This window comes from Vibrio sp. 10N.222.52.C3 (assembly GCF_041474195.1).
GTDB classification, from domain to species: domain Bacteria; phylum Pseudomonadota; class Gammaproteobacteria; order Enterobacterales; family Vibrionaceae; genus Vibrio; species Vibrio crassostreae_C.
Genome location: NZ_JBFRTQ010000117.1, coordinates 1 through 25,393, shown reverse-complemented (window position 1 = coordinate 25,393; position 25,393 = coordinate 1). Strand labels below are relative to the sequence as shown.

Here is a 25,393-nt window from a genome sequence, read left to right as displayed (position 1 = left end):
CTAGATTGGCAAGACCAGATTGCTCAAGGTCAGTAATCAGAACTTTTGCTGGTGAATCGAGGCAGTGCGTTGTCTGCACTGCCTCGATTCGGCAACTTGATTCGCTTTATTGATGATTTAAAACTCAACAAAACAGCCTACTAATTATTATTGTTTAAACAGGAATGACGTGAGTAGTACTAGCGCATTGACAACACCTAAGCCCAACGTTCATATAAAGCCTTGGTATCAACGCCTTAACCTTTTGGATGGCGTGTTACTCGCTGTCATGTGTGTGTTTGCAGGCTGGCTTTATTATCGCTCTGCTGTTGGTATTAACTACCAATGGCGCTGGGAAGATGCGTTTACCCTGATTTTTATTCCGCCTTCTCAAGGCAGTATTCCCTATTTTTTCCAAGGCTTGATCGCAACGCTGCGCTTAAGTTTATGGAGTATGGTGTTAGCACTCTCTTTTGGCACATTGTTAGGTGTAGCAAGACACTCAAAGATCGCTTTCTTCAAAACACCGGCACTGATTTTCATTCAGTTGGTCCGTAATATTCCGCCGCTGGTGTTTGTCTTCATATTCTATTTCTTCGTTTCTAACCAACTGATTCCATTACTTGGTTTAGAAAGTATCTTGCGTGAACACAACGGCGAGATTAATGCTGTTCAAGATTTCCTGTTCGGCCCAGCTAACCTTTGGGAAAACTTGGCGTCTGGTGTTATCTGTATTGGTTTGCTCTCTTCGGCTTACATCGCAGAAGTTATTCGAGCTGGCTTAGAAAGTATTCCTAAAGGGCAATGGGAAGCGGCCGATTCACTCGGCTTATCGGCGTTGTCTAAGTATCGATTTGTGGTTGGCCCGCAAGTATTAACGGCCATCACACCGCCTTTAGCAGGTCAGGCAATTTCTCTAGTAAAAGATACCTCGATTGTATCCCTGATTTCGATTCAAGAGATGACATTTGTTGGCACTGAAATGGCGAACTCTTCCGGTTTGATCTTCGAGATCTGGCTGATTGTTGGTGCGGTTTACTTCGCGTTATGTTTCACCCTTTCACGTATTTTCAAAGTCATTGAACAACGCTCGAGTGTTTACCTTAACCGCTAGTGTCATTGTTTATTTAGACGTGTATTCAAGCGTCTGTTAGATGTCAACATAGCCACCTAAGTCATAATATTCATCCACTTACCCTGATTGGTTTAACTCATTGACCAATCAGGATTAATTGCTTGAAAACTCTCTACTGAAACACAGCAAACCCATCATTTAGTCACTATACTTGAAGTATCAAATTCCATTGGATCTTCTCAAGGACTTCACTCAGCATGGACAATCATAAAGAAAGAGCTTTTTACGCCGTTGTTGGCGCATTGGTTGGAGACGCCGCTTCCATGGGGCTGCATTGGTTGTATGACCAAGAGAGGATCTTGCACGTGGCGGGTTTTGAACCAGAATTTCGCTCACCAAACCAGTTCGATTATCAAGACAAAGGCTACTTCGCCCACCAAGGTAAAACCGCTGGCGACCAATCACAATACGGTGCTCAGTTATTGGCGATGGTCGATAGCCTAGCCGATAATCAACACTACGACGAAGCGAGTTACATTAAGCACTTCCGTTTCTGGTTTGATTTTGGTGGCAGTTGGCAAGGTTACATTGATAAAGCGACTCGTATGAGCTTGCTGAACATACATAAACTAGAGCTAACAGAAGCTCCAATCACAGCCTGTGGCGCTGATGACACCCAGCTACCTGCTGTTTCAAAGCTAATTCCTTTAGTGGCGTGTACTTACACCTCTCACACCTTACCGGCAATGGTAGAGAGTGCGGTACGAGTGACCAACAACAACGACAAAGCCGTGGAATGGGCACAAGCCATCACCTTATTGGTTCAAGCGGCAATTCAAGGCAACTCTCCACTGCAATCGGTAGAAATGGTGCGACAAACTTGTAGCAAGTTCATACACGATCAAATCGACGAAGCACTGGCTGATCCTGAGCTTTCGATTACAGATGCCGCGAAGAAGTTTGGATTGCATTGTGAACTGAGTGCCGCGTTCCCCTTGCTGATTCGCATTATTGCAGGTGCTCAGAGTTATCAACAAGGCATTCGCGACAACATCTTATGTGGTGGTGACAGCTGCGGTCGTGCGATTGTAATTGGCGCGGTATTAGCGGCGTGTTTCTACGAAGGAGATGGCGAAATTCCAACCGAATGGCTAAAACAAGTCGAACTCAATGGTGGCGTGCTGTCTTTGCCTATTGAGTGATTCCCACAACAACGAACTAGAGCCTGACATAAGACAAGCACACTTCTAGGTCGGATGTCGTTCCTATAAAGTTGGAACACACTGCGATAACTCATTCTTCAGCCAAACAACAAACGGGCTTTCTGGCTCTTCATGGTTGCTATCTTGCGTGAGCAATATGTACTGGTGACCAGAAGGTACGAAGCCAAACGGCGCGATCAAGTTACCTCTTTCAAGATCGTCGGCGACAAGTGGATAAGACCCAAGCGCTATGCCTAACCCATCGACAGCCGCCTGAAAGCAAAAGTAGAAGTGTGCAAATGTTTGGTTCGCTCGAGCTTTTGACCACTCTCCACCATTAACTTTATCTATAGTGATAGCACCCCAATGACTCCAAGCATCTGGCCGTGTACTGCTGTGCAGTAATTTCACATCATCTAAGTTATCTTTTACCTGCTGCCAATAACCCGGGGAACACACAGGGCCTACCCACTCTTCAACTAGTGGTATCTGTTCGTAACGCTCGGTTAATTTAAAGTCATCTCGGCGAATCGCCATATCGAGCCCTGTCGCATTCAAGTTCACAGGCCCACCAGCAGTCGACAATCGAACATCAATTCCGGATTCGTTATAGAAATCACCGAGTCGAGGCATTAACCAACGCATGGTCAATGTGGGTTCGCATGAAACTTCCAACGCTTGATGATTCAGCTGATTAAGCTTATGGACTCCAGTCTCCAAGGCTTGGAACGCTTGCTCTGTGTAACCTTTGAGTAATTCCCCTTCTTTGGTGAGACACACATTCCTGCCCTGTTTGTAGAACAAAACTTGGGATAAGTGATTTTCCAATACCTTGATCTGCTTACTCACCGCGCCATGTGTGATATTGAGTTTATCCGCCGCTTCACTGTAACTACTCGAATGCGCTGCTACGTGGAAAATATGAAATGCTTTCAAATGTCTCATGTGTGATTTTTTCTCACAGATAGGTAGAATTCATTTCGATTATAGGCAGCAATAAAAAACCATACAATGCTGGCTCATCAAATATAAAGAGTTGGAGTCATTATGGAGTGGTTAATCCTAGCAGTATTGGGACTATTGATTGTTATCAGCCCAGGCGCTGATTTCGTTTTAGTTTTGAAAAACAGTGTCAACCAAGGAAGACAAGCAGGGATTTGGACTGCAATCGGTGTGAGTTTAGCGATTTGTGCTCACATCAGTTATTCAATGCTTGGGATCAGTTACTTAATCTCACAGAATGAGCAGCTGTTTGACATGATTAGATACGCAGGTGCAACCTACCTTATTTATCTAGGGCTAAAAGGTATCTTGAGTGCGGACAACAAGCTTGCACCGATGGAAGATGCAAAGCAAAGCACCAGTGTTTGGCGCTATTTAGCCCAAGGCTTCTTATGTAACGTGCTCAACCCAAAAACCATGTTGTTCTTTTTGAGCATCTTCAGCCAAGTCATCTCACCTGATGCAGAAAACCAGCATGTCGCGCTCGGCTATGGGCTTTACATGATCGTTCTTCACGGTTTATGGTTTGGCGTTGTCGCTATGCTGTTTACTTCGAATACATTGCAAAAGCATCTATTGAGAGCAAAGAAAAGGCTTAATCAAGCATGTGGATTTGGCTTAGTGACGTTCGGAGCACTGTTGGCGATTAAATCGTAAACAAGCGAGTCACAAATAGAGAGCGATTCAAACGACTGAATCGCATCTAACTGGGTCTTGGTAAATCTCTAAACAAGATTCATCGGTCTAATATCGGCACTATCAGGGAAGATAATGTTGAGTTGTTTCACTTCTACCGATAAATGTTGATAGAGCACGCCCTTGATAACCGAGCGCATATCAGTCGTTGGATTAAGGTCTCGGCCCTCATATAGCTGGCTTTGGCTCAAGCCCGGCCAATTGGCAATAACCTTACCCCCCACTCCTTTCAACGATGGCAGCGCACCACCCGCAACAAACATGACGTTGCCAGTGCCGTGGTCGGTGCCTTTGGTGCCGTTTTCTTTTGCTGTTCGACCAAATTCACTGGCCGCCATGATCACTGTCTTCTGCCAACGATCACCTAGTGAAGCCTTGAGAGCCGCTAACCCACCATCCAAAGTTTTAAGTTGATTACTCAACCGTCCATTTACGTTGCCTTGATTGGCGTGAGTGTCCCACCCACCGAGTTCTAACGCTGCGATGTTTGGTCCGTTATCAGCCGACAATATGTCGCCTGTTTTACCCATCAATGATTTAAACTGTTTGCCGACACCTTGGTCGCCCACCAGTTGATCTATCTTCATGACACTTTCAAAGTTTGAAGACAGCATTTGGTCACTTTGAAACAACTCTTCCAGCAATTCCGTTTGTTTATCGCGTGTTTTTAAGCGGTTTGGGTACCAACTTGCCACGGTCGATTCGCCCTGCATGATGAGTGGTAAGCCCGAATCAATCGCAATTCCATCGTATTTTTCTGAGCTCAACGTGAGTAAACGGTTAATCCACCCTACGGTGTTAAACGGGTCGGAAGTACCATTCTCTAATATCTTCTGTCCATCAAAATGTGAACGCTCACGATAAGCGGTTGAACAAGCGTGTACAAAGCTGAGTTCGTTACTCTCATACCATTGATGGCACTGCTTTAGAGATGGATGAAGCCCAAAGAAATCATCCAACTTCACTAGCTGTTCAGGTTTTAATCCGATGTTGGGTCTCAAATTAGAGTAATCCGGATCGGCATGCGGCACTACAACATTTAAACCATCCATCGCGCCACGCAGTGATACCCAAATGAAGATATTGTCTGAACCTGTTTTGGCAAAGCTTGGAAATGGCAGCATCGCACTGACGCCAACAGCCGCCGCAATACCCATGAACTGGCGGCGGTTAATACTATGTGGCGCTTTATTCTGAGAACAATCTGACTTTTTCATACCCACTCCTAACGATATTGAAACTGCGGACTTAGCCACAACAGGGAAAGTTGCATTGCAGCGCTGTCGGCTTTGTTCAATACAATTTGGGTGTGTTCATCAATAGCATCGCCATATAAACCCGCGATCACTTTATCCACTACCGCTTTCGGCTTAACTCCTGACGCTTTAGCCGATTTTATTGCAGCAGACGCAAGCCTATTCGCAACTTGCATACGTTGAGTCAACGCCGAAGGGCTATTGTAGTCTCTGTCTTGATCCGACCAGCCTGCAGGTGAACCCGGTTTAAAAGGAGGCTGCCCTAAATTGTTGAGTGCATTGAATGCCTGTTTCTCGTTTAAAGAAATATCGGCACTACGAAGAACGGCAAACAGCCACTCCTTCGGCGGTCTAAAACGATTAGGGTTAGGTTTACTCGCCTCAGCGCTGTTCAATAACAAGCGATAGATAGGCAGTAAATCTCCCTCGCCTTTCAGATATTCAGCAACCATTTGCTCTGAGAGTTCTTTAGATATGTCGCCAATGAAATGCTGGCAAAGCTTATCAACCAAGTGCGCAGCAGTGTCTTTGTGGGTCGCTAAGGTTTTTAAACACGACTCTCCTTGCGAGACCCCGGATTGAGAATAGGACTTTCCAAGCAGTGTGATACTTCCTGGCTCATGCAGATTATTAGCGAATCGAAAACCAGCATCAGGAGATTTGAATTTAATGCCCCAGCCTGAAATGCCTTTTGCTAAAGCAATAACATCTTGCTGAGTATAAGAACCGTCAACGCCAAGAGTGTGAAGTTCTAAGATCTCACGAGCGAGGTTCTCATTGAGCCCCTTATTACGGCGCTTTCCGACTTTTGAATTGGGACCAATCGAGAGTTGATTATCGAGATACAGAAGCATCGCAGGATGTTTAGAAGAAGCCATCAGCATCTCGCCAAAGTTACCATTCCAATGCTGGCGAACCACATCGTTTTCAATGCTGGCGGCCAAGGGCATCAGTTTTCGATTATCGACCGAGATGGCGAAGTGATTGCTCCAAAACTGAATGATGCGCTCTTGAAAACCATAAGGAGTTTCAACACTTTGTAGGTGGCGAGCTTGAGCTTGTTGTCGATACTGCGTTCGAAGAAAAGACTGCGCTTCTTTCTTCGTGGCTTGCATCTGTTGTTCGTCACCCTTGGCCTTCATTCGTTGTACACGATTCTCTCCTACTTTAATCAGAGTAGATTCAGTACTCGGTAAGTCTTGTATAGCTTGGTGAACGAATGGCTTTTTATCCAACTGTTCTACAGGAGAATAATAGGTTGTTTGACCTAGTTTTGGCCCAAAGCCAAACCTTTGTTCACCCACGATTTTTGAAGTCGGGTAATAATTCATTGCACACTCCCTTACGCTCGATCTTTTCTAAGTGTAATCGCTTAGTCATCAAGCATAGGGAGCTTTACAAGGTTTTACGTTAGATGGGTGTCAGGTGCCCATCAAGTTACAGACACGGTGTGATCATTTTGAATGAGTGTCTATTTACGCCACATATAGACAAACTGCTCGTTCTGAGAGGTGATTTCAAAGCCAAACCTCAAGTACAACTCCCCAACTCGATTACCTTTTAGGTAACAAAGTTCGACGGGTTTATTGAGGCTGTCAGCCTTAGTTAAGCAATCTTTCAGTACTTGGCTACCAATGCCCTTTCCATGATAATCAGGCAGTAAGAAGAATCGGCAAAAATAGAAGTGTTCGCCTTTGTCTTGCAACAACACACTGCCAATCGCCTTGCCTTGATATTCAATGATTTCAGGTCGTTCTTCTGCCCACTCTTCAGCGTGTATATCTCGTTGAACCTGCTCATCCCAGCCAAATACGGCCTTGATAGGTTCGAACTCAGCGGCCCTCTTAAGCTCGAACAGAAATTCATAATCTGATGACTGAGCAGCTCTTGTTGAATACTTCAAAATACCTCCAACAATAATTGGCTGTGGTTTCATTTTCGCTAAAACCGGAATTCAGCGCCCCCGATAAAACTAAATGCCACGCTTAAATGTTCATTTGGGTTCTAGTTGGTAACGTAAGACTTCGTGTTTATCTTGTTCTGAGTAAAAGGTATTCAGGAATTGTCCACCGCACTTCACAATCACTTTTTGCGAAGCAATATTACCCCTCTCACAGGTAATGATAGCGCTTTCAGTCAATACCTGTCGTTGAATCCAAGACAACATATGACTTGCGATACCCCGCCCTCTGGCTTGTGGCAGCGTCTCATATCCGATATGTCCAATAACATCGTGGATGTACGGACTGGTACCATGACGAACTCTTATGACACCAAGGATTTGACCAGAGTCGATACAAAAATACGTAGAAGCAGGCGTCCACCCTTCTGGCAAACCCTCGCCTTTTGAATAAGCAATTCGTCTTTCTAAATAGGCATCACTGCCATCGGAAATCCCCGTGTAAATATCTACCCCATCCTCAGCGCAAGCGTTCACATAGTAATGAAAGGCCGTTGAATGTGAAAGAGCAGCTTTAACCATGTCCATATGATGTTGATTCTCCAACGGCTTCTACGCTATTTAGTTCAGGAGCGACTCGCAATTTTGACCTATTATCGACTACTGCTTCTTAACGTACTTCGCCGTAACCAGCATTTCACCGCCACCATCCAGCTTGCAATCTAGTTGGTGATCTTTGCCTTCATTGATGCGTCGAATCACAGCTTTAGTACCAATTTTCAATACGCTAGAACTGCCTTTAATTTTTAGATCTTTAATGAAGGTAACTTTATCGCCACTTTCCAATACAACGCCATTCACGTCCTTAACACGCGCGGCTTCTCTTTCTAAACGCTCTTCTTCTGGGTTCCATTCGTAGGCGCACTCAGGGCAGATTAGGTTGTTTTGGTCTGGGTAAACATATTCAGATTGGCATTGCGGGCAAGGAGGTAGAGACATACGTTAATACTTAATTTAAATAGAATTTGTTCCATTTTAATGGCTCTTGTCAGGCTTAGCGAGCATAAATCTAACAAGTTTTACGGAGAGCTAATTGTCTTCAAAAAAGAGCAGCACCTAAAACGAACAAACACAGCCGCTAAGCTGTGTTTGTTTAAAGGTTTGAAAAGCGGAACGGCTTAACGTTCGACTTTTGGTGAGTAAATCGAGTAAGCGGTAATTTGCCCTGCCACGATTGCCGAGAACATGAATAACGCCGATAAACCAATACTCGGGATAGGCAAAATCGATTGTTCAAACACCGACTGGCTGGCACTCACTAATACTCGGCTACCCGGAACCAAGATGATGATCCCTTGCACGATATAAATAGAACCCGTGAGCTCCATCTTCTTGGCAATCCAAGTTCCGTACAAAGTAATAAGAACCGTCGTCACCCAAGTGCCGACAACCCAACCACTATCAAAACCTAGATAGAATGGGCCCCACATACCGAGAACGGCAACTGGCAAACCAAGTAAGATGTCTTTAGGGCGAGCATTGAACATCACACCGATAGACACAGAGATCAGCACCAAGCCAGATATGTGCATCCACATCGGTACCGCGTTGGTATAGTCGATGGAGACCGCTTGTCCCCATATCGCTTCACCGATGTTGAGCCCCATGATAATCCCGACAAACAGCTTAATCAGGGTTAAGGCGCTCTGCCCTAGCAAGCTGGTACCAGAAACCAAGTCATTAAACGCCAAACATTCTAATGCGTTAGCTATGGATAACCCGGGGACAAACAAGACAATCGAGGCGATACACAACGCCCACACCGGAATCGGCAACCCTGTGCTCGCCAGAAACGCCACGAAGATACCGGTTAGCAGTGCCGAGATGAACTCAACCGCGATAGCACGACGTGAATGAAGAACTTGCTGACATACCCACACCATCAAACCCAATAACGCAGAAAAGCCCACCGCTTCCAACGTACTGCCCACCAGCATCAAATAAGCAGGCGGAATACCCATATTGGCAAGTGCAGTCACAAATTTTGAGTAACCGACAGGTTCTGGTACAGGCTCACTGCTTGGCTGGTTAATACGAATGATCGTATTGGCCAACAAACTCAGGTTAATTGACGCAGGCTTTAGACGCTTAAGAATAACGGCGTTGTTATCGTCTGGAAATTGATAGTTAATCGCAGTTGGCGTTGCTTGGATCATCACATCCACACCATGCTTTTTTGCATAGAATTGAGTGTATTTCTCTAGCTTGTAAGGAGCACAGCCACTGCGGTGAAGAGTGTCACCAATTTCAACAATTTTGTTAATTCGGAACTGAGAAGGCATGGGTATTTTAGGGGAGACAAAATGTGCGGCAAATGTACCAAACGATAGACGGATTGACGAGACTTTTGCGTAAATTATCAACTCAACTCGTTACTTTTTTCTTCGAACGCTTAAAGGTGCGTATAACTCTACTCATTTGGGATTAGTTTCCTGAATACTTCGACTGGTTGGTAAGTTAAATTTATGCATCCATATTGTTATTAATGGACGCCAAAACACGATTAAAAATCAGTTTATGTTAATACTCCAAATTCCTTAATTTGTATGGGTTTTATGACAAGCTAACACCAACAAACTGGTTTATAAATCAAACCGAATTTGTCACAGAAATAGCGGGGGATTTTCCATTGTTTCTCGCCCTCCGTTTAACGAGAGTTTAGTCACATTTTATTCACTCTGAAAACGCCGAACATGATTGAAAAACTAGCGGTGTGGTGGTTATGCGAGCACTTAGAATAAAAATGAAAGAAAAAGGTTTCGTTTTCAGTTAGATGTGGCATTATCACTCTCGTTAAGACGATGTGCGTACATCGTATAATGGCTATTACCTCAGCCTTCCAAGCTGATGATGCGGGTTCGATTCCCGCTGTACGCTCCAGTCTTCTTGATGCCTCAGTCTTACTCTTAAGACAGTGTGCGTGCATCGTATAATGGCTATTACCTCAGCCTTCCAAGCTGATGATGCGGGTTCGATTCCCGCTGCACGCTCCAACTTCTCCTTAAGCTTCATTACGCACTTTCTTCCAGCGATACCCTATTCAAAAATTTTCGCCGTTTGCTAAATCCATAGTCATTAAATCTATACTGATTAAACTTATTTTGTTTAAGCTTGGATTGACGAATCAACGCTAATTGACTAACCAGAGCTATTAACTCCTTAAATCGCTTCGTATTTCTGACACCTTGCCCACTACACATTACAGATCAACTTTCAATGATTTTCAAAATTGTTCCAATTTAATAATCTTGGTCAATATCCGAAAAATCAGTTGTGTTAATGTGCGCGCATTAGCAACAACCCATAAATAATAAAAAATGTTTAAAAGCAATGAGTTAACAATAAACATCGAAGCAATTAATGTCGCGCTAACAAAAGTTGAAAATGCCAATAAAATTCAGCTAGATACATTGAAAGGTTATGTGAACAGCGAGCCTGAACAGGCTGTACTGGCTTTTCGATCGCTGAATGAAGCAGAATCAATCGACGACAAGTTTAAAAAGATCATGGCAGAACTACCGCACCTGAGCGGCGAGGCACACCATCTGCTTGAAACTTCTATCTTGCTACAGTGACTATAAATAAAGATAAGCCTCAGCGAATCCCTCACAGCAAAGCGCTTTAGGTATAAGTTAAGACTTATCTTTAATTTTCTAGCCCTCATTGAATTTCTAATTCAACAAAGCGCTATTGATTAACGTCTAAAGCGTTAACGACTTCACCATACCCGCTTCAGCGTGACCAGGGATATTGCACGCTAACTCTACGTTATTATCACCATGGAAATGCCACAGCAATTGCTTCGCTTTACCCGGCTTAACTGTAACTGTGCTGCCCGAGTCATGAGCGTGATTACCCATGTTTTTCATCATTTCACGGTGCTCTAGCTGCTCTGAAGCAGAACCAATCGAAAATTCGTGATCAATCTTGCCCGTATTCATCACAACAAACTGCACCACGTCGTTTGGCTCAATATCAACCTTGTTCTTAAATGTGATTTTCATATCGTCACTTAACAGAACATGAACCACTTTATCCGGCTTTGCGCCTGTCGCAGGCATACCCACTTCAGACATGCCTTCCATATTCATCATCGAATGGTCCATCTTTCCATCCTTCATCATGCTGTGATCCATTTTTGAATGATCCATCTCTCCACTCTTCATCATCGAGTGGTCCATATTCGAATGGCCACCAGCTGAATGATCCATTGCAGCAAATGCTGTTGAAGCGGTGATTGTTAAAGCGATAGTAATTAGTGTCTTTTTCATGGTCGTTCCTTAAATATATTCTGTTTGTTTTGTTGGTTTCACATGTTCATGTAATGCGCCCTTACCTCTCTGTTTTTGGTAAGTAAGGGCTAATAGTCAATACGTTATTTTTTTGTCACGCTTTGGCTTTGCGTAATCTCACGCTGTTTCCAGAGCTTAAAGATTGCAGGCAACACCAGTAAGGTAAGCAGTAGTGCAGAAGCCATACCACCTATCATTGGCGCGGCGATTCGTTGCATCACTTCTGAGCCCGTTCCCTCGCCATACATAATTGGAATGAGGCCAATGATCACCGTAAGTACTGTCATCATCACTGGGCGAACACGCAGTCCTGCACCCTCACGAATCGCATCCGTTAAGTCTTCACTCTGAAGTGCTTGCTGGTTCTGCTCCGCATCCAATTTTTTGTAGTGCCATGCTTGGTTTAGGTAGACCAACATAATGACGCCTATCTCAACAGCTACCCCGGCAAGGGCGATAAAGCCCACACCCACCGCAATCGAGAAGTTGTAATTGAGGACATGCATCAGCCATAAACCACCCACCATTGCGAGTGGCAATGTCAGCATGATCATCATCACCTCACCGACGCGGCGGAAGCTGAGGTAGAGCAACAACATGATGATGGCGATGGTGATTGGCACAACGACACTCAAACGCTCCTTCGCACGCTCCATGTATTCGTATTGACCAGACCACGCCAATGAATAACCAGCAGGTAAGACGATTTGATCTGTAACGACTGTTTGCGCCTCTGCAACATAAGAACCAAGGTCGCGACCTTCGATGTCAACGAACACCCAACCATTAGGACGCGCGTTCTCCGTCTTAATCATTGGTGGTCCATCTTCATAGCGAATATCTGCAACATCAGACAAAGCAATTCGCGCTCCATTTGGTGTCACTAACGGCAGGTTCTGCAACTTAACGACAGAATCACGATAGCTTTGTGGGTAACGGACATTGATTGGGTAACGCTCTAGCCCCTCAACGGTTTCGCCCACGTTCATGCCACCAACCGCAGTCGAAATAACCTGTTGCACTTCTTTAATGCTCAAGCCATATCGCGCAGCAGAACGACGTTTGATGTCTATCGTCACATAACGACCACCCGCAACACGCTCAGCGTAGACAGAAGCCGTACCACTCACGCTATTGAGGATGGGTTCAAGTTGAGAGCCAATATCCTCAATCACGCTCAGATCTGGGCCTGCGATTTTGATACCAATTGGCGTTTTAATACCGGTCGCCAACATGTCGATACGCGTTTTGATTGGCATGACCCAAGCGTTGGTCAAACCGGGGAATTGAATCAGATCATCAAACTCTTTACGCAGAGACTCAGTGGTGACACCGTCACGCCACTGATCTCGTGGTTTAAGCTGAATCACGGTTTCAATCATGGTCAGTGGCGCAGGATCGGTTGCTGTCTCTGCTCGACCAATTTTGCCCCACGTGGTTTCGACTTCTGGAATGGTTTTAATAAGCTTATTGGTTTGTTGCAACAACTCACGAGCCTTACCTATTGAGATGCCCGGATACGTGGTTGGCATGTACATCAAATCCCCTTCGTCCAAAGGAGGGATGAACTCGCTGCCAAGCTTACTGGTTGGGTAATAAGCAGATGCCATTAAGCCAAGTGCGATAACAATCATCACCTTTGGATATTTTAGGCTGAGGTTCAGAAGCGGTTTGTACATCGCCACTAGGCTACGGTTTACTGGGTTTTTATGTTCAGGTAGCACGTTGCCGCGAATGAAATAACCCATTAACACGGGCACAAGCGTGATAGCCAAACCCGCCGCTGCGGCCATCGCATACGTCTTGGTAAATGCAAGTGGCGAGAACATCTTTCCCTCTTGCCCTTCTAGCGCGAACACAGGCACAAAACTCAAGGTAATGATTATCAAAGAGAAGAACAGCGGTGCGCCAACTTCTTCTGCTGCCTTACCAATCACCTGCCAACGGTTTTTGTCAGTGAGCGGAGTCCGTTCAATGTGTTTATGAACGTTCTCGATCATCACGATGGCACCATCCACCATGGCGCCAATCGCAATCGCTATACCGCCAAGAGACATGATATTGGCGTTAATACCCTGCCAATGCATCACAATGAATGCACCCAAGATACCAACAGGCAGGCTTAGTGCGATAACCAGTGATGAGCGGATATGGAACAAGAACAGCGCACACACCACGGCGACCACGATGAATTCTTCAGCCAGCTTCTTCCAAAGGTTTTCAACGGCTGAATCTATCAAAGTAGAGCGGTCATAAGTCGCGACAATCTCGACACCATCAGGTAAGCCAGCTTGCAGTTCAGCGAGCTTGGATTTCACCGAGTCGATCACTTCACTGGCATTTTCACCAAAGCGCATCACGATAACGCCGCCAACCGCCTCGCCCTCACCATTGAGTTCCGAGATACCACGACGCATTTGTGGGCCAAGGTTAATATCGGCAATGTCGCCCAATAACAAAGGAGTACCTTTGTCAGTCACTTTTAGCGGCAAAGATTGAATGTCTTCAATGCTTGTCAGGTAACCGGTGGTACGAACCATATGTTCGGCTTCCGCAATCTCAACAACAGACGCTCCTGTTTCTTGATTACCATCTTGGATTGCCTTGTTGACTTGCTGAAGCGTTAGGTCGTAAGCACGTAACTTGGCAGGATCAATCTGTACTTGGTACTGCTTCACCATGCCACCAACGGTCGCCACTTCAGACACGCCTTCTACAGTTTGCAATTCATACTTCAAGAACCAATCTTGCAAACTACGAAGTTCCGCTAAGTCGTGCTGACCTGTTTTATCTTGCAACACGTAGCTGTAAACCCAGCCCACACCGGTTGCATCGGGCCCTAATGTTGGTTTGGCACTCGAAGGCAAGTTAGGCGCAACTTGGCTTAAGTATTCCAACACGCGAGAACGTGCCCAGTACATATCAGTATCATCATTGAAGATGATATAGACATACGAATCGCCAAAGAACGAGTAGCCCCGAACCGTTTCAGCACCGGGTACGGCTAACATGGCGGTGGTTAATGGATAAGTCACCTGATCCTCGACCACTTGTGGCGCTTGACCCGGATAACTCGTTTTGATGATCACCTGAACGTCTGACAAATCAGGAATGGCATCAACCGGTGTATTTTTAACGCTGTATAAGCCGCCAAATACGATGGCTACAGTAGCAACCAACACTAAGAAGCGGTTGCTAATAGACCAGCGAATGATTGCATTGATCATAGTTCGCCCTCACCCGTGCTATTCGTCGGTTCGAGAGATTTGAGCACATAATCAGAACCTTGCTTCGCCACTAGAAACCGAATGGTTTGACCCTCGGAAAACTCAGATAAATCAAGGTCATCACTGGCTTGGAAATTCATTTCACCTGCTTTCCAATCCCATTCTGGCACTGGTTTGTGGTTTACTGTGATCATTCCAAAATCTGCCATCAACATGGTGATGTCGCCCTGCACCCACACTTCACCAGCCATTTGATGTTCGCTGACTTTGTAATCAACAACCTCGTATTGGCCTGATTCTGTTTTCATCATTTCAAAATCAACCACTTGCCCACGCTTAAGTTGGCTAATGTCCAAGCCTTCAGCGAAGGTAAAGTTCATCACCATACCCGGCCAATCCCATTCAGGAACGGGTTGGTGATTGATGGTCGCCATACGGCTGTCTTGCATTACATCTGCAATTTCACCTTTTGCCCAAGCCGTGTCTGCTTGCTCTTCCACACCATTGATGCGTGACAAATCCGCTGATTGGCTAGATTCGGAATCCAACATGAAGTGCGCTGAAGTGACAATACTCTCACCTTGCTCTAGCCCTTGAAGCACCTCTATTTTTTCGCCAGCTTCACGACCAACCTCAATACGAGCAGAGCGATACTTGCCAGAACCTTCTGACATCACCACTCGAGTCATACCACCGGAGTGAATCACCGAAGATCTTGGGATAGTAAGAACCGCTTCATCACTAATGGGTTTCAGCGCAATATTTGCAAACATATTTGGCTTAAGCTCGCCATGGGGATTGGAGAACTTCAAACGAACGCGCAAGGTTCGAGTTTTCGGGTCCAGAATTGGGTAGACATAATCGACGTTGCCCTGCCACTCCTTACCGGGAATCGCATCCAGTGTCATTTCGGCATTGCTGCCTGATGAGATCCAGTGTGCTTGGCGCTCAAACACCTCAGCATCAACCCATACCTCGCCTAATGGGCCAGCACTGATCACCGCTTGTGCAGGTGAAAGATAACCACCTTCTCGAATATTCAGGCTAGCGATGACACCATCCGCAGGCGCTTTGATTTCGATGGTTTGCGAGGCTTTCCCTTTACGAGCGATGGATCGTATCTGCGCTTTATCTACACCTAGGGTGACCAAGCGTTCAGTCGAGCCCTTGATCAAACCTTTACGACCCGTTTTATAAGCACTGATCAACTCTTCTTGTGCTTTAACAAGCTCTGGAGAATAGAGTGTGAAAAGTACATCACCTTTGTTTACCTTCTCACCCACTGCGTTGATGTAGAGCTTCTCAACCCAACCAGCTGCTCTTACGTTGGTTTGCCACAATGTACTTTCATCGAACGCCACATAACCCACGGTTTCAATGCGCGGTGATAGCGCTTCTCGTGTGACTTGTGCGGTTTTCACGCCAAGGTTATTTTCCACGGAAGAATCAATAAACACGGTTCCGGGCTTATCTTTAGCTCCGCCGTTCACATCGTCTGCATACACAGGGATAAGATCCATCCCCATTGGCGACTGGCCCGGCTTATCACGCTGATAATTTGGGTCCATCGGAGCTACCCAATACAAAGGCTCATCGCTGGCCTGTTTACTTACATCTGCGCCTGTACTCGTTGCCATTGCTGACATGTCGTGTGCTGGATTAATCAGAAAATGGTTCACACCAAAACCCAATGCACCACCGACCAATAAAGCGATTGTTGCTACTTTTACTGAACTCATTATCTATCCCTTACTGATTCTCTGTGGTTACAAGCTGTGGTTGATTTACTTGGTATTCAAAGCCACTGACTAACGCCGCCAGTTTGCTGTTAACGATGTTGAGATCGGTGATCAAACGTTGTTGCTCTAACTTAAGCGCCAGCTCATCGGTCGTTGCTAAAATGACATCGTTAAACTGAGCGGTATTGTTTTGATAGCCCCTCTCAACCGCGCTGATTCGGGCTGCGGTTTGAGGAAGCAAGGACGTTTGATAACGATCTAATCGCTGGATCAGATTTGATCTGTCCACCAGCAATGCGTTCACTTGCGCGTTCATTTGGGAAAGTAAGGTGTCTTTTTGAGATTTAGCCGCACCAACTTGATACTGAGCAGCCAATAAGTTCTTATCTTGTCGATTCCCCGTAAACAGCGGGATGTCGACAGTCAGATAGGCACTCACCAGATCAGAAGCAGGTTCACCTGCCATGTTATTGGCTTGACGGTGTGCATACATCACTTCCACCCCAAACTGCGGGGTATAAGCTTGCTCGGCTAACTCAACCTGAGTTTGATTGGAGGAAATACTGACATCGGAGATCTTAATCAAAGGATGGTCAGTCAGTAGCTGGTAGTGCTTGGTTGAATCGATATTGGTCGCTAATTTGCTTTCTAACCATGACCAATCGATTTGGTTAGTTGCATTCAGTGTGCCCTGAGAATCAAGAACCTGAGAGCCTAGCCAATCAGAACCCAACCATTCAGAAAGCTGAGAGATTAAGCGGCGCTGAACCTGCTGGTTTGCCTGAAGTTTCTCATCAAGCTTGCTCACTTGGAGCTGAGCATTAAGCAGATCTTGCGCTTCGCTTTTACCAATCGAGTAATTGGTTTGTACATAGTTTTCAAGCTCAACCAACAAACGACGATTTTGACGAATCACCGACTCAGCCTTTTGCTGATAACCTAACTTAAGCCAAAGCTGCGTCATGCTATTCGCAACCGTCAATTCTCTTGCTTGCACCTGCAAAGCTAAAGCATCTGCCTGTTGGCCTGCCTTTTTTTGTTGAAGGTTAAGCGTATCGCCACGCTCAAACTGCTGCATCAACCCTACCGATATATTGGTCATCGGGTCTTCGTCGAATTGAAAACTATCGACAGGCAAACCGCCAAATCCAACTTTTAATTTAGGATCCATTAAGGTCGAACTGGCAATGCCCGTTTCTCGCATCGCTTGAGACTGAGCAAAGTACTGTTTGCGATTTCCATCTTCGCTTAAAGCAATCTCAATCAGTGTATTGAGTTGCTGCGTCGAGCTTGCTTGGTCATGTGCTGAAATGTGTTGAGCATTTGAAGCTGACGCCGTGGTAGCCGCGAGCGTAGCACTTGAAAACAAGGCCATAGGCAAGGTAGCAGCAACCACTAAGCTCGTGTTCATGACAAACACAGAGGTTGTTGGTTTCATATTCACAATGAATGTCCATATCTAACGCTAATTAGCGCATAAAAAAGAATGGCTTATCAGATTTATCTAACTGATAGAGCTGTATTTTTAGATATAGATTTATGCGGAAGGTGGGCGTAGCAAAGATTGAGCGCGTGCGACTTTCTGGCCAATCGTGACCGATTGAAAACGAGCTAATGAAAAGGAAAGTTGATCAACGGCTTGAACAGCCTGAATTGGATAGGGACTTGCAGAACACATTGAGGCACAGCAATCGACACTCGAACAATGGTTACCCATCATCGAGCTACCGTCTTCGCTCATTGAAGACATATCGCATTGAGCCATCAAAGCATGGGCACTCATGTTAGAGTCTTCAGCGTGTACTTCTTCACTCATCACATGACACCCCGCCATTGAATCATTAACCGAAGTATCGCTGTGGTTACAAGCCGACTTGCTCGACCCCATTTCCATCATCATTACTTCAGTCATCAAGGCTGAGGAGCTTGAGGCATAGCTAGACATCAACATCGCAATGATGCTGAAAACAATAATCCAAGTTTTTCGGAATGTGTTTGTCATAGCTTACCTTTGAATTTACACCGCAACTATAAACGTTACCCTTAGGGTAAGGTCAATGCCATTGTGCCGATATTTGCCTGACCGTTGAAAAAGTATTCATCCTCTCTTTCATCAAAATGAGATAATTCTTCGACTTTGCAGTTTTTTCTTTAAAAATTATCCAATTAGCTAGCGAAACCTCTATCTGTGTATTTTACTTAAGATAGTGCAACCACGATTCACGGATGATAAAAATGGCTAACAAAAAAAACGTCGAAGCAAACAAGAAAAATACAGAAATCAAAAATAAGAAAAGTAACAAGCTAGAACAAAAGAAACCAACACAAAAAAAGAAGCGCAGACTGCATGCACATCTAAAAGTGAATATCCCACTTTTTCAGTCACTCATGATGATTTTGCCATCATTGGCTAAACACGCTGCTGCAGAAAGTATAGACAATTCCAGCGACGCAGCAGATCAAGTAACCGCAAATAACGTGACCGAAAAAGATGTCACCGATGACCATAACAAGGCGGACTCATCAGCGGTTACTCATCAAGAGGCTCAAAAGAGCGACAGCGACGTAAACTCGACCTTAAGTGCAAGCCACGATCCCCATGGCTCGAGCTCTAACTTGGTTCCTTCTCATCATTTATCGACACTTTCTCACCCGCAAGTCCATTACGTTCCTTCGGTATCTATCCCAACCATTTCTTCTGGAAGTAACAGCCAGCCAACTCATTCGAATGCACCTACGACGCCCGCTTTACCCGTTACTTTCATGCCAGAAGTCATAAAAGGTACCTACGGAGAGCTTCATGTTGATGCAAATGGTCAATACACATTCGTATTGAATCCAAATTCTCCTCAATACATCCTGTTAAACCAGCACCAACCAGGTACTGATCATTTTGCGTTACATCTATCTAATGGCTCGAGCATCATTGTTCAGATACCGGTAACAGGTAAGCAAGACACGCCAAGTATTTCAGGAGACTTAACTGGCGTTGTCACAGAAGATCATAATATTGATTCACAAGGCTTGTTACATGCCAACGGTAAAATTGATGTCATAGACCCTGATCAAAATGAAAGTTCGTTGAAGCCGGAAGTTATCTCAGGTAAATATGGTTCATTAACTATCGATGCTGATGGACACTGGCAGTATCAAGTTGATAACTCGCTCTCTAACGTTCAAGCGTTAACCGCAGCCACTTCACTGCACGAAAGCTTCACGATTCACACCAAAGACGGCACGCCTCAAACCATCGATATGACAATAGGTGGCAACGATGACAATGCTGTTATCACGGGTGTGGATGCTGGCACGTTAACTGAAGATTTAACGACACAAGTTCAAGGGCAACTTTCAGTAACGGACCCAGATCTTGGAGAAGATCATTTTCAGGCATCACAAGTAACTAGCAATTTCGGTACGCTCAGCATCACCAAAGACGGTGCATGGACATACGATTTAGATAACAATAGCCCTGTAGTTCAAGGACTTGGCCAAGGTTCAACTGCGACAGACATCGTCACTGTTCACTCAGTTGATGGTACAGCGCATCAAGTTATGGTCACGATTAATGGCACCAACGACAATGCGGTAATCACGAGTAGTACAGCAAATTCACCAAGTTCGTTTTTCGCTATCGGGAAAAGTAATGGCTCAAGCCAAGTTACTGAAGATAAAGACCTAACGGTTTCGGGCCAACTCAACATCACCGATATCGACTCAAAAGAGGCGCATTTTTCTAATTCCGACCTCAAGGGGACACTGGGTACTTTACACCTTAAAGACAATGGCGATTGGACCTATGACCTAGATAATAAAAAACCACAAGTTCAAGCTCTTGGTCAAGGTTCTGCGACAACAGACATCATAACCATCCACTCCGCCGACGGCACTCCTCATCAAATTGCAATTACCGTTAACGGCACCAATGATAAAGCCGTGATAAGCGGAACCAGTGCCGGCGTGGTAACCGAAGAGTCCCAACTTCAGGCCTCGGGCGCACTTGCGGTAACGGATGTGGATACCGGTGAAGCGCACTTCGCTACTTCATCCACAGGAAGTACCGATATTGCAGGCTCGTTTGGTACGCTTCATCTGACCGATACTGGTTCTTGGACGTACGATCTTGATAATACAAATCCTAACGTTCAAGCATTGGGCAAAGGAGCAACCGCTACCGACACCATCACCGTTCATTCTGCTGATGGCACGCCGCATCAAGTGACTATCACAGTAAATGGCACTAATGACAAAGCTATTGTCAGCAGTGCGACCGTTGCCATCGATGAAACCGACAAAGCAGTCACGACTTCAGGAACATTAACCAGCACCGATGTCGATAATCCGGATAATGCGTTCACTCCAGATTCCATTACTGGCACCAACGGCAACCTCACCATTGATGCTAATGGCCAATGGACCTTCACCGCCAACAGCGCGTTTAATCAACTAAACGTCGGCGATAAAGTCGAAGAGACCTTCACTGTATCGTCTACTGATGGCACACCGTCGACCATCAAGGTCACGATTAACGGTACTAACGACGCCGCTACTGTCAGCAGTGCGACCGTTGCCATCGATGAGACTAACAAAGCGGTAACAGCTTCAGGTACCCTCACCAGTACCGATGTAGACAACCCAGACAACACGTTTACGCCAGATTCTATTTCAGGCACCAACGGTGACCTGACTATCGACGCTAATGGTCATTGGACATTCACAGCCAATAACGCGTTTAACCAATTAAACGTCGGCGATAAAGTCGAAGAGACCTTTACTGTGTCGTCTGTTGATGGCACTCCCTCGACCATCAAGGTGATGATTAACGGCACTAACGACGCCGCAACTGTCAGCAGTGCGACCGTCGCCATTGATGAAACCGACAAAGCAGCAACTACCTCAGGCACGTTGACCAGTACTGACGTGGATAACCCAGACAATACCTTCACACCCGACTCGATTACTGGATCTAACGGTGACCTGACTATTGATGCTAATGGTCATTGGGTCTTCACTGCCAACAGCGCGTTTAATCAGTTAAATATCGGCGACAAGATCGAAGAGACCTTCACGGTGTCGTCTGTTGATGGCACACCCTCGACCATCAAGGTAACGATTAACGGTACTAACGACACCGCTACTGTCAGCAGTGCGACCGTCGCCATCGATGAAACCGACAAAGCAGTAACGACATCAGGTACGCTAACCAGTACTGACGTGGATAACCCAGACAATACCTTCACGCCAGGTTCCATTGCAGGCACAAATGGCGACCTCACCATTGATGTCAATGGTCATTGGGCGTTCACCGCCAACAGCGCGTTTAACCAATTAAACGTCGGCGATAAGGTCGAAGAGACCTTCACTGTATCGTCTATTGATGGCACACCGTCGACCATCAAGGTCACGATTAACGGTACTAACGACGCCGCTACTGTCAGCAGTGCGACCGTTGCCATCGATGAAACCGACAAAGCAGTAACGACATCAGGAACGCTGGCCAGTACCGACGTGGATAATCCAGATAATACGTTTACGCCGTATACTATTTCAGGTACCAACGGTGACCTGACTATTGATACTAATGGTCATTGGGTCTTCACCGCTAACAGCGCGTTTAATCAATTAAACATCGGCGATAAAGTCGAAGAAACCTTCACTGTATCGTCTGTTGATGGCACACCTTCGACCATTAAAGTCGCGATTAACGGCACTAATGACGCAGCTACTGTCAGCAGTGCGACCGTTGCTATCGATGAAACCGACAAAGCAGTAACGACTTCAGGAACATTAACCAGCAACGATGTCGATAATCCAGATAACGCATTCACACCGGATTCGATTACTGGCACCAACGGCAACCTCACCATTGGTGCTAATGGCCAATGGACATTCACCGCCAACAGTGCGTTTAATCAATTGAACGTCGGCGATAAAGTCGAAGAAACCTTTACCGTCTCTTCCGTTGATGGCACACCGTCGACCATCAAAGTGACGATTAATGGCACCAATGACCGCCCTACTATCTCAGGTACCTCAAGTGGCGCGGTGATCGAACAGGGCTTGAACACGGCAGGAAACCCCGATGCGACAGGGAGCTTAATCGCGACTGATATAGATAAGTCCGACACCGTTACGTGGGCAATCAATCAACCCCAAGGTCAATGGGGAACGCTGTCGATTGATCAGCATGGTCATTGGCACTATCAGCTAGACAATTCAACCGGCGGTGCCGCGGATAAACTCGCGGCTGGTGAACATCAGTCTGAATCATTCTGGATCACCGCTACCGATTCAACAGGAGCGACAGTCCCTCATAAAGTCGTTATCGATGTGCAAGGCAGCAACGACAAACCAATTGTCAGTGCGTGGACTCAGCTTCCTGCGGGTAAAGAGGATCAACCCGTAACCATCAAGGCTTCTGACTTGCTAACACATGCAAGCGATGTGGATAGTAGCGATGTATTGCACGTGACAAATTTGCAAGCGACACACGGTAGCCTGACTGATAATAAAGATGGCACTTATACCTTCACGCCAGATAAAGATTTCAATGGTGAGATTCGACTCACCTATGATGTGGTTGACGGCCATGGGGGCAGCGTCAGCACTCAAGCTAAGTTTGATCTTATCGCAACTCCAGATAACGCGATTATTACCGACGCACAAGCCAATGCAGACTTACGGGGAGTAACTGAAGATCGCGGCTATATAGATACCCACTACCAACTGCATTACGACGGCAGATTAAACATCCAAGACCCTGATAAGGGAGAGGCACAGTTTGATCCGAATATAGGCTCACAAACCTATCAAGGTATTGGCTACGACACCAAACTGGGTGGGCACATACTGCTCATGCGCGACGGTCACTACACCTATACCCTCGACAACCGCAATATACAGAACTTAGCGCAAGGCGAAGTTAAACACGATTCAGCCATTATACGCTCAGCAGATGGTACAACACACACGATAGAGCTAACGGTTCATGGTACCAACGATGCCCCAACCATCAATGCTCAGTCCCACTCAGTGACTGAAGGTGGAAGCGTTCTAAATGGACAAATGGTTGGCCAAGATATTGATACCGGTGCGGCCTTGACTTACAGCGCACCGCAGATTGATGGCTTGGTGGTTAATCCGGACGGCAGTTATAGCTTCGATCCTGCTCACTCTAGCTATCAATCGTTAGCATCAGGTGTCACGAAGACATTGACTGTTCCAGTAACAGTCACAGACGAGCATAATGCGAGCAGCACTCAAAACCTCTCAATAACGATTACAGGGGTTAATAATTCTGCCGTTATCGGCGGTGTCTATACTGGAGATGTTCATGAAGGGCATACCTATACAGCACCAGATGGTACAATGTCTGGTGGCTACGTCGATGATCGCTCACCAGATCATATGCATGGAAACATCGGCAAATTATGGAACGACGAAATACACACTGATGGTCACCTGAACATTGTTGATCCAGACTCCGGTGAAAGCCATGCCCAAACCGGCGTTTATTACGGCACTCATGGTCGTGTCATACTTCAGAGTAACGGAGATTGGAGCTACTACGCTTCCATAGGCCAAGACGCAACAGGTAGAAAGATTGATCACCTCGGCCAAGGTGAATCGATAACGGATACTGTCACCGTCAAATCGGCTGATGGCACCACTCACGATATTGTTGTCACCGTTCATGGCGATAACGACCGTCCGTATTGTTCTGGTGAAGTGCAACTGAACAGCGGTAAAGAAGATCTTGCTCAAACCATCACAGCAACCGAGCTAATCGCTAATACTGTTGACGTAGACGCCAACGATGCAGGTAAGCTCACTATCGCTAATTTGCATGCTGACCATGGCTCGATTCAAGACAATCACGATGGAACCTTCACCTTCACTCCAAGCCACAATTACAACGGCAGCGTCCACTTCACCTACGATGTGAAAGACGCGCATGGTGGTACAACACACACTGGCGCATCAACGACGCTCTCGGCTGTTGGCGATAAAGCCCAAATCGCTGGCGTTGATACTGGTTCAATAACCGAAAACAGCGCGGGTGTCGACATGTCACCCGACTATGCTCACTCAGGCATCGCCACACTTGGCAATACAACACTCTATGCTGATGGCAAGCTGACCATCACAGACCCCGATGTAGGCGAGTCAGGATTTGAACGCCAAGGCAGCAATGGTTACGACTATCACGGCACCTATGGCGATCTAATCTTACTCACCGATGGCACCTGGCATTACCATGCCGATGCCGGGCATCTATCAGGTATAGGTGCTAGACCCACAACGCGTGGCACTGCAATTGACCAACTTGGTGAAGGGCAAAGCTTAACCGATACGATTACAGTCCATTCAAAAGATGGTACAACACACGATATTGTCATCACCATTCACGGCAGTAACGACAGACCTTACTGTTCATCTGAAGTGGTGCTTGCAAAAGGCAGTGAAGATACACGCCAAACCTTAACCACCGCGCAACTGTTAGCGAATACCGTCGATGTGGATGCCAATGACGCCGGTAAACTAACCATTGAAAACCTGCATGCTGACCATGGATCCATTCTAAACAATGCCGATGGCACGTTTACCTTTACCCCAGAAAAAGACTATAACGGCGATGTACACTTTAGCTATGACGTTAAGGATGCACACGGTGGTGTGACCCACACCGGCGCAACCACCAACTTAGCTGCGGTTAACGACAACCCTGATGTGACGCCTTTAACCGACAGTGTCAGTGAGGGGGCCGATAATCATCACACCCTCAATCTGCTATTAGGTGCCACAGATAAAGAGGGCGACGCTTTAACCATCAGCCACCTTGAATATGCCATCGATGGTCAACCTCAGTCGAGCCAACTTCCAACGGGCATTACCTTAGATACTGATGGGCATACGTTAATTGTTGATGCCACTGATCCCGCATTTAATCATTTGGCCAATGGTC

General features: G+C 46.0%; 17 protein-coding genes and 2 tRNA genes. 7 read left to right on the top strand and 12 right to left on the bottom strand.

Annotation, left to right across the window (positions count from 1 at the left end):
- The first annotated feature begins 169 nt into the window (after window positions 1-169).
- A complete protein-coding gene (locus tag AB4517_RS17430) occupies window positions 170-1,093 on the top strand; it encodes an amino acid ABC transporter permease (protein ID WP_372148970.1) in 924 nt (307 codons plus the stop codon).
- Window positions 1,094-1,311: 218 nt separating this feature from the next.
- On the top strand, window positions 1,312-2,256 hold the full coding sequence (locus AB4517_RS17425; protein WP_102320749.1) for an ADP-ribosylglycohydrolase family protein: 945 nt from the start codon (window positions 1,312-1,314) through the stop codon (window positions 2,254-2,256).
- 63 nt (window positions 2,257-2,319) lie between these two features.
- Here the strand turns inward: AB4517_RS17425 and AB4517_RS17420 are convergent, their stop codons facing one another.
- Window positions 2,320-3,201, bottom strand: a complete 882-nt coding sequence (locus AB4517_RS17420) for a LysR family transcriptional regulator (RefSeq protein WP_017064462.1) — start codon at window positions 3,199-3,201, stop codon at window positions 2,320-2,322.
- Between the two features lie 102 nt (window positions 3,202-3,303).
- On the opposite strand from AB4517_RS17420, the gene AB4517_RS17415 reads away from it, so the two are divergent.
- Window positions 3,304-3,915: a LysE family translocator gene (locus AB4517_RS17415; RefSeq protein ID WP_102428566.1), complete on the top strand. Its 612-nt coding sequence runs from the start codon at window positions 3,304-3,306 to the stop codon at window positions 3,913-3,915.
- A 68-nt stretch (window positions 3,916-3,983) separates the two neighbouring features.
- Here AB4517_RS17415 and AB4517_RS17410 read toward each other — a convergent pair whose 3' ends face one another.
- From AB4517_RS17410 to AB4517_RS17385, 6 genes are all read right to left on the bottom strand, one after another.
- Complete coding sequence (locus AB4517_RS17410) at window positions 3,984-5,171, bottom strand: DUF1501 domain-containing protein (RefSeq protein WP_372148967.1); 1,188 nt, start codon at window positions 5,169-5,171, stop codon at window positions 3,984-3,986.
- Between the two features lie 8 nt (window positions 5,172-5,179).
- Window positions 5,180-6,541 (bottom strand): DUF1800 family protein, encoded by a 1,362-nt coding sequence (locus tag AB4517_RS17405; RefSeq protein WP_017081500.1) that lies wholly within the window; start codon window positions 6,539-6,541, stop codon window positions 5,180-5,182.
- A gap of 140 nt (window positions 6,542-6,681) precedes the next feature.
- On the bottom strand, window positions 6,682-7,113 hold the full coding sequence (locus tag AB4517_RS17400; protein WP_372148964.1) for a GNAT family N-acetyltransferase: 432 nt from the start codon (window positions 7,111-7,113) through the stop codon (window positions 6,682-6,684).
- Window positions 7,114-7,203: 90 nt separating this feature from the next.
- Complete coding sequence (locus tag AB4517_RS17395) at window positions 7,204-7,698, bottom strand: GNAT family N-acetyltransferase (protein ID WP_372148961.1); 495 nt, start codon at window positions 7,696-7,698, stop codon at window positions 7,204-7,206.
- A 72-nt stretch (window positions 7,699-7,770) separates the two neighbouring features.
- Entirely contained in the window at window positions 7,771-8,109 is a 339-nt protein-coding gene (locus tag AB4517_RS17390) for a zinc ribbon domain-containing protein YjdM (protein WP_004731484.1), read from the bottom strand.
- A 179-nt stretch (window positions 8,110-8,288) separates the two neighbouring features.
- Complete coding sequence (locus AB4517_RS17385; RefSeq protein WP_004731486.1) at window positions 8,289-9,452, bottom strand: threonine/serine exporter family protein; 1,164 nt, start codon at window positions 9,450-9,452, stop codon at window positions 8,289-8,291.
- Window positions 9,453-9,975: 523 nt separating this feature from the next.
- Here AB4517_RS17385 and AB4517_RS17380 point away from each other — a divergent pair.
- The 3 genes from AB4517_RS17380 (at window position 9,976) to AB4517_RS17370 (ending at window position 10,745) form a co-directional block, all read left to right on the top strand.
- Window positions 9,976-10,050: transfer RNA gene (locus tag AB4517_RS17380), tRNA-Gly, on the top strand.
- A gap of 38 nt (window positions 10,051-10,088) precedes the next feature.
- Window positions 10,089-10,163, top strand: a tRNA-Gly gene (locus tag AB4517_RS17375).
- A 324-nt stretch (window positions 10,164-10,487) separates the two neighbouring features.
- A complete protein-coding gene (locus AB4517_RS17370; RefSeq protein ID WP_017085576.1) occupies window positions 10,488-10,745 on the top strand; it encodes a hypothetical protein in 258 nt (85 codons plus the stop codon).
- A 126-nt stretch (window positions 10,746-10,871) separates the two neighbouring features.
- Here the strand turns inward: AB4517_RS17370 and AB4517_RS17365 are convergent, their stop codons facing one another.
- The 5 genes from AB4517_RS17365 to AB4517_RS17345 form a co-directional block, all read right to left on the bottom strand.
- Complete coding sequence (locus AB4517_RS17365) at window positions 10,872-11,441, bottom strand: cupredoxin family protein (RefSeq protein WP_372148958.1); 570 nt, start codon at window positions 11,439-11,441, stop codon at window positions 10,872-10,874.
- Between the two features lie 104 nt (window positions 11,442-11,545).
- The gene (locus AB4517_RS17360; RefSeq protein ID WP_372148955.1) at window positions 11,546-14,689 is read right to left on the bottom strand and encodes an efflux RND transporter permease subunit; all 3,144 of its coding nucleotides are present in this window, start codon (window positions 14,687-14,689) and stop codon (window positions 11,546-11,548) included.
- Entirely contained in the window at window positions 14,686-16,428 is a 1,743-nt protein-coding gene (locus AB4517_RS17355) for an efflux RND transporter periplasmic adaptor subunit (RefSeq protein WP_372148953.1), read from the bottom strand. Before AB4517_RS17355 ends, AB4517_RS17360 begins: the two co-directional genes overlap by 4 nt.
- Window positions 16,429-16,438: 10 nt before the next feature.
- On the bottom strand, window positions 16,439-17,866 hold the full coding sequence (locus AB4517_RS17350; protein ID WP_372148973.1) for a TolC family protein: 1,428 nt from the start codon (window positions 17,864-17,866) through the stop codon (window positions 16,439-16,441).
- Window positions 17,867-17,965: 99 nt separating this feature from the next.
- Window positions 17,966-18,430 carry a hypothetical protein gene (locus tag AB4517_RS17345; RefSeq protein ID WP_372148950.1) on the bottom strand — a complete coding sequence of 155 codons (465 nt, stop codon included), beginning with the start codon at window positions 18,428-18,430 and terminating at the stop codon, window positions 17,966-17,968.
- Between the two features lie 233 nt (window positions 18,431-18,663).
- Between AB4517_RS17345 and AB4517_RS17340 the strand changes: the two genes are divergently transcribed.
- Window positions 18,664-25,393 (top strand): VCBS domain-containing protein (locus AB4517_RS17340; RefSeq protein WP_372148948.1); only part of this gene is annotated, 6,730 nt, incomplete at its 3' end.

Bases quoted from the DNA above. Each gene is read 5' to 3' on its own strand.
- AB4517_RS17350 (WP_372148973.1), bottom strand. From the start codon at position 17,866: ATGAAACCAACAACCTCTGTGTTTGTCATGAACACGAGCTTAGTGGTT.
- AB4517_RS17370 (WP_017085576.1), top strand. From the start codon at position 10,488: ATGTTTAAAAGCAATGAGTTAACAATAAACATCGAAGCAATTAATGTC.
- AB4517_RS17390 (WP_004731484.1), bottom strand. From the start codon at position 8,109: ATGTCTCTACCTCCTTGCCCGCAATGCCAATCTGAATATGTTTACCCA.
- AB4517_RS17385 (WP_004731486.1), bottom strand. From the start codon at position 9,452: ATGCCTTCTCAGTTCCGAATTAACAAAATTGTTGAAATTGGTGACACT.
- AB4517_RS17415 (WP_102428566.1), top strand. From the start codon at position 3,304: ATGGAGTGGTTAATCCTAGCAGTATTGGGACTATTGATTGTTATCAGC.
- AB4517_RS17365 (WP_372148958.1), bottom strand. From the start codon at position 11,441: ATGAAAAAGACACTAATTACTATCGCTTTAACAATCACCGCTTCAACA.
- AB4517_RS17425 (WP_102320749.1), top strand. From the start codon at position 1,312: ATGGACAATCATAAAGAAAGAGCTTTTTACGCCGTTGTTGGCGCATTG.
- AB4517_RS17405 (WP_017081500.1), bottom strand. From the start codon at position 6,541: ATGAATTATTACCCGACTTCAAAAATCGTGGGTGAACAAAGGTTTGGC.
- AB4517_RS17360 (WP_372148955.1), bottom strand. From the start codon at position 14,689: ATGATCAATGCAATCATTCGCTGGTCTATTAGCAACCGCTTCTTAGTG.
- AB4517_RS17395 (WP_372148961.1), bottom strand. From the start codon at position 7,698: ATGGACATGGTTAAAGCTGCTCTTTCACATTCAACGGCCTTTCATTAC.
- AB4517_RS17355 (WP_372148953.1), bottom strand. From the start codon at position 16,428: ATGAGTTCAGTAAAAGTAGCAACAATCGCTTTATTGGTCGGTGGTGCA.
- AB4517_RS17420 (WP_017064462.1), bottom strand. From the start codon at position 3,201: ATGAGACATTTGAAAGCATTTCATATTTTCCACGTAGCAGCGCATTCG.
- AB4517_RS17345 (WP_372148950.1), bottom strand. From the start codon at position 18,430: ATGACAAACACATTCCGAAAAACTTGGATTATTGTTTTCAGCATCATT.
- AB4517_RS17410 (WP_372148967.1), bottom strand. From the start codon at position 5,171: ATGAAAAAGTCAGATTGTTCTCAGAATAAAGCGCCACATAGTATTAAC.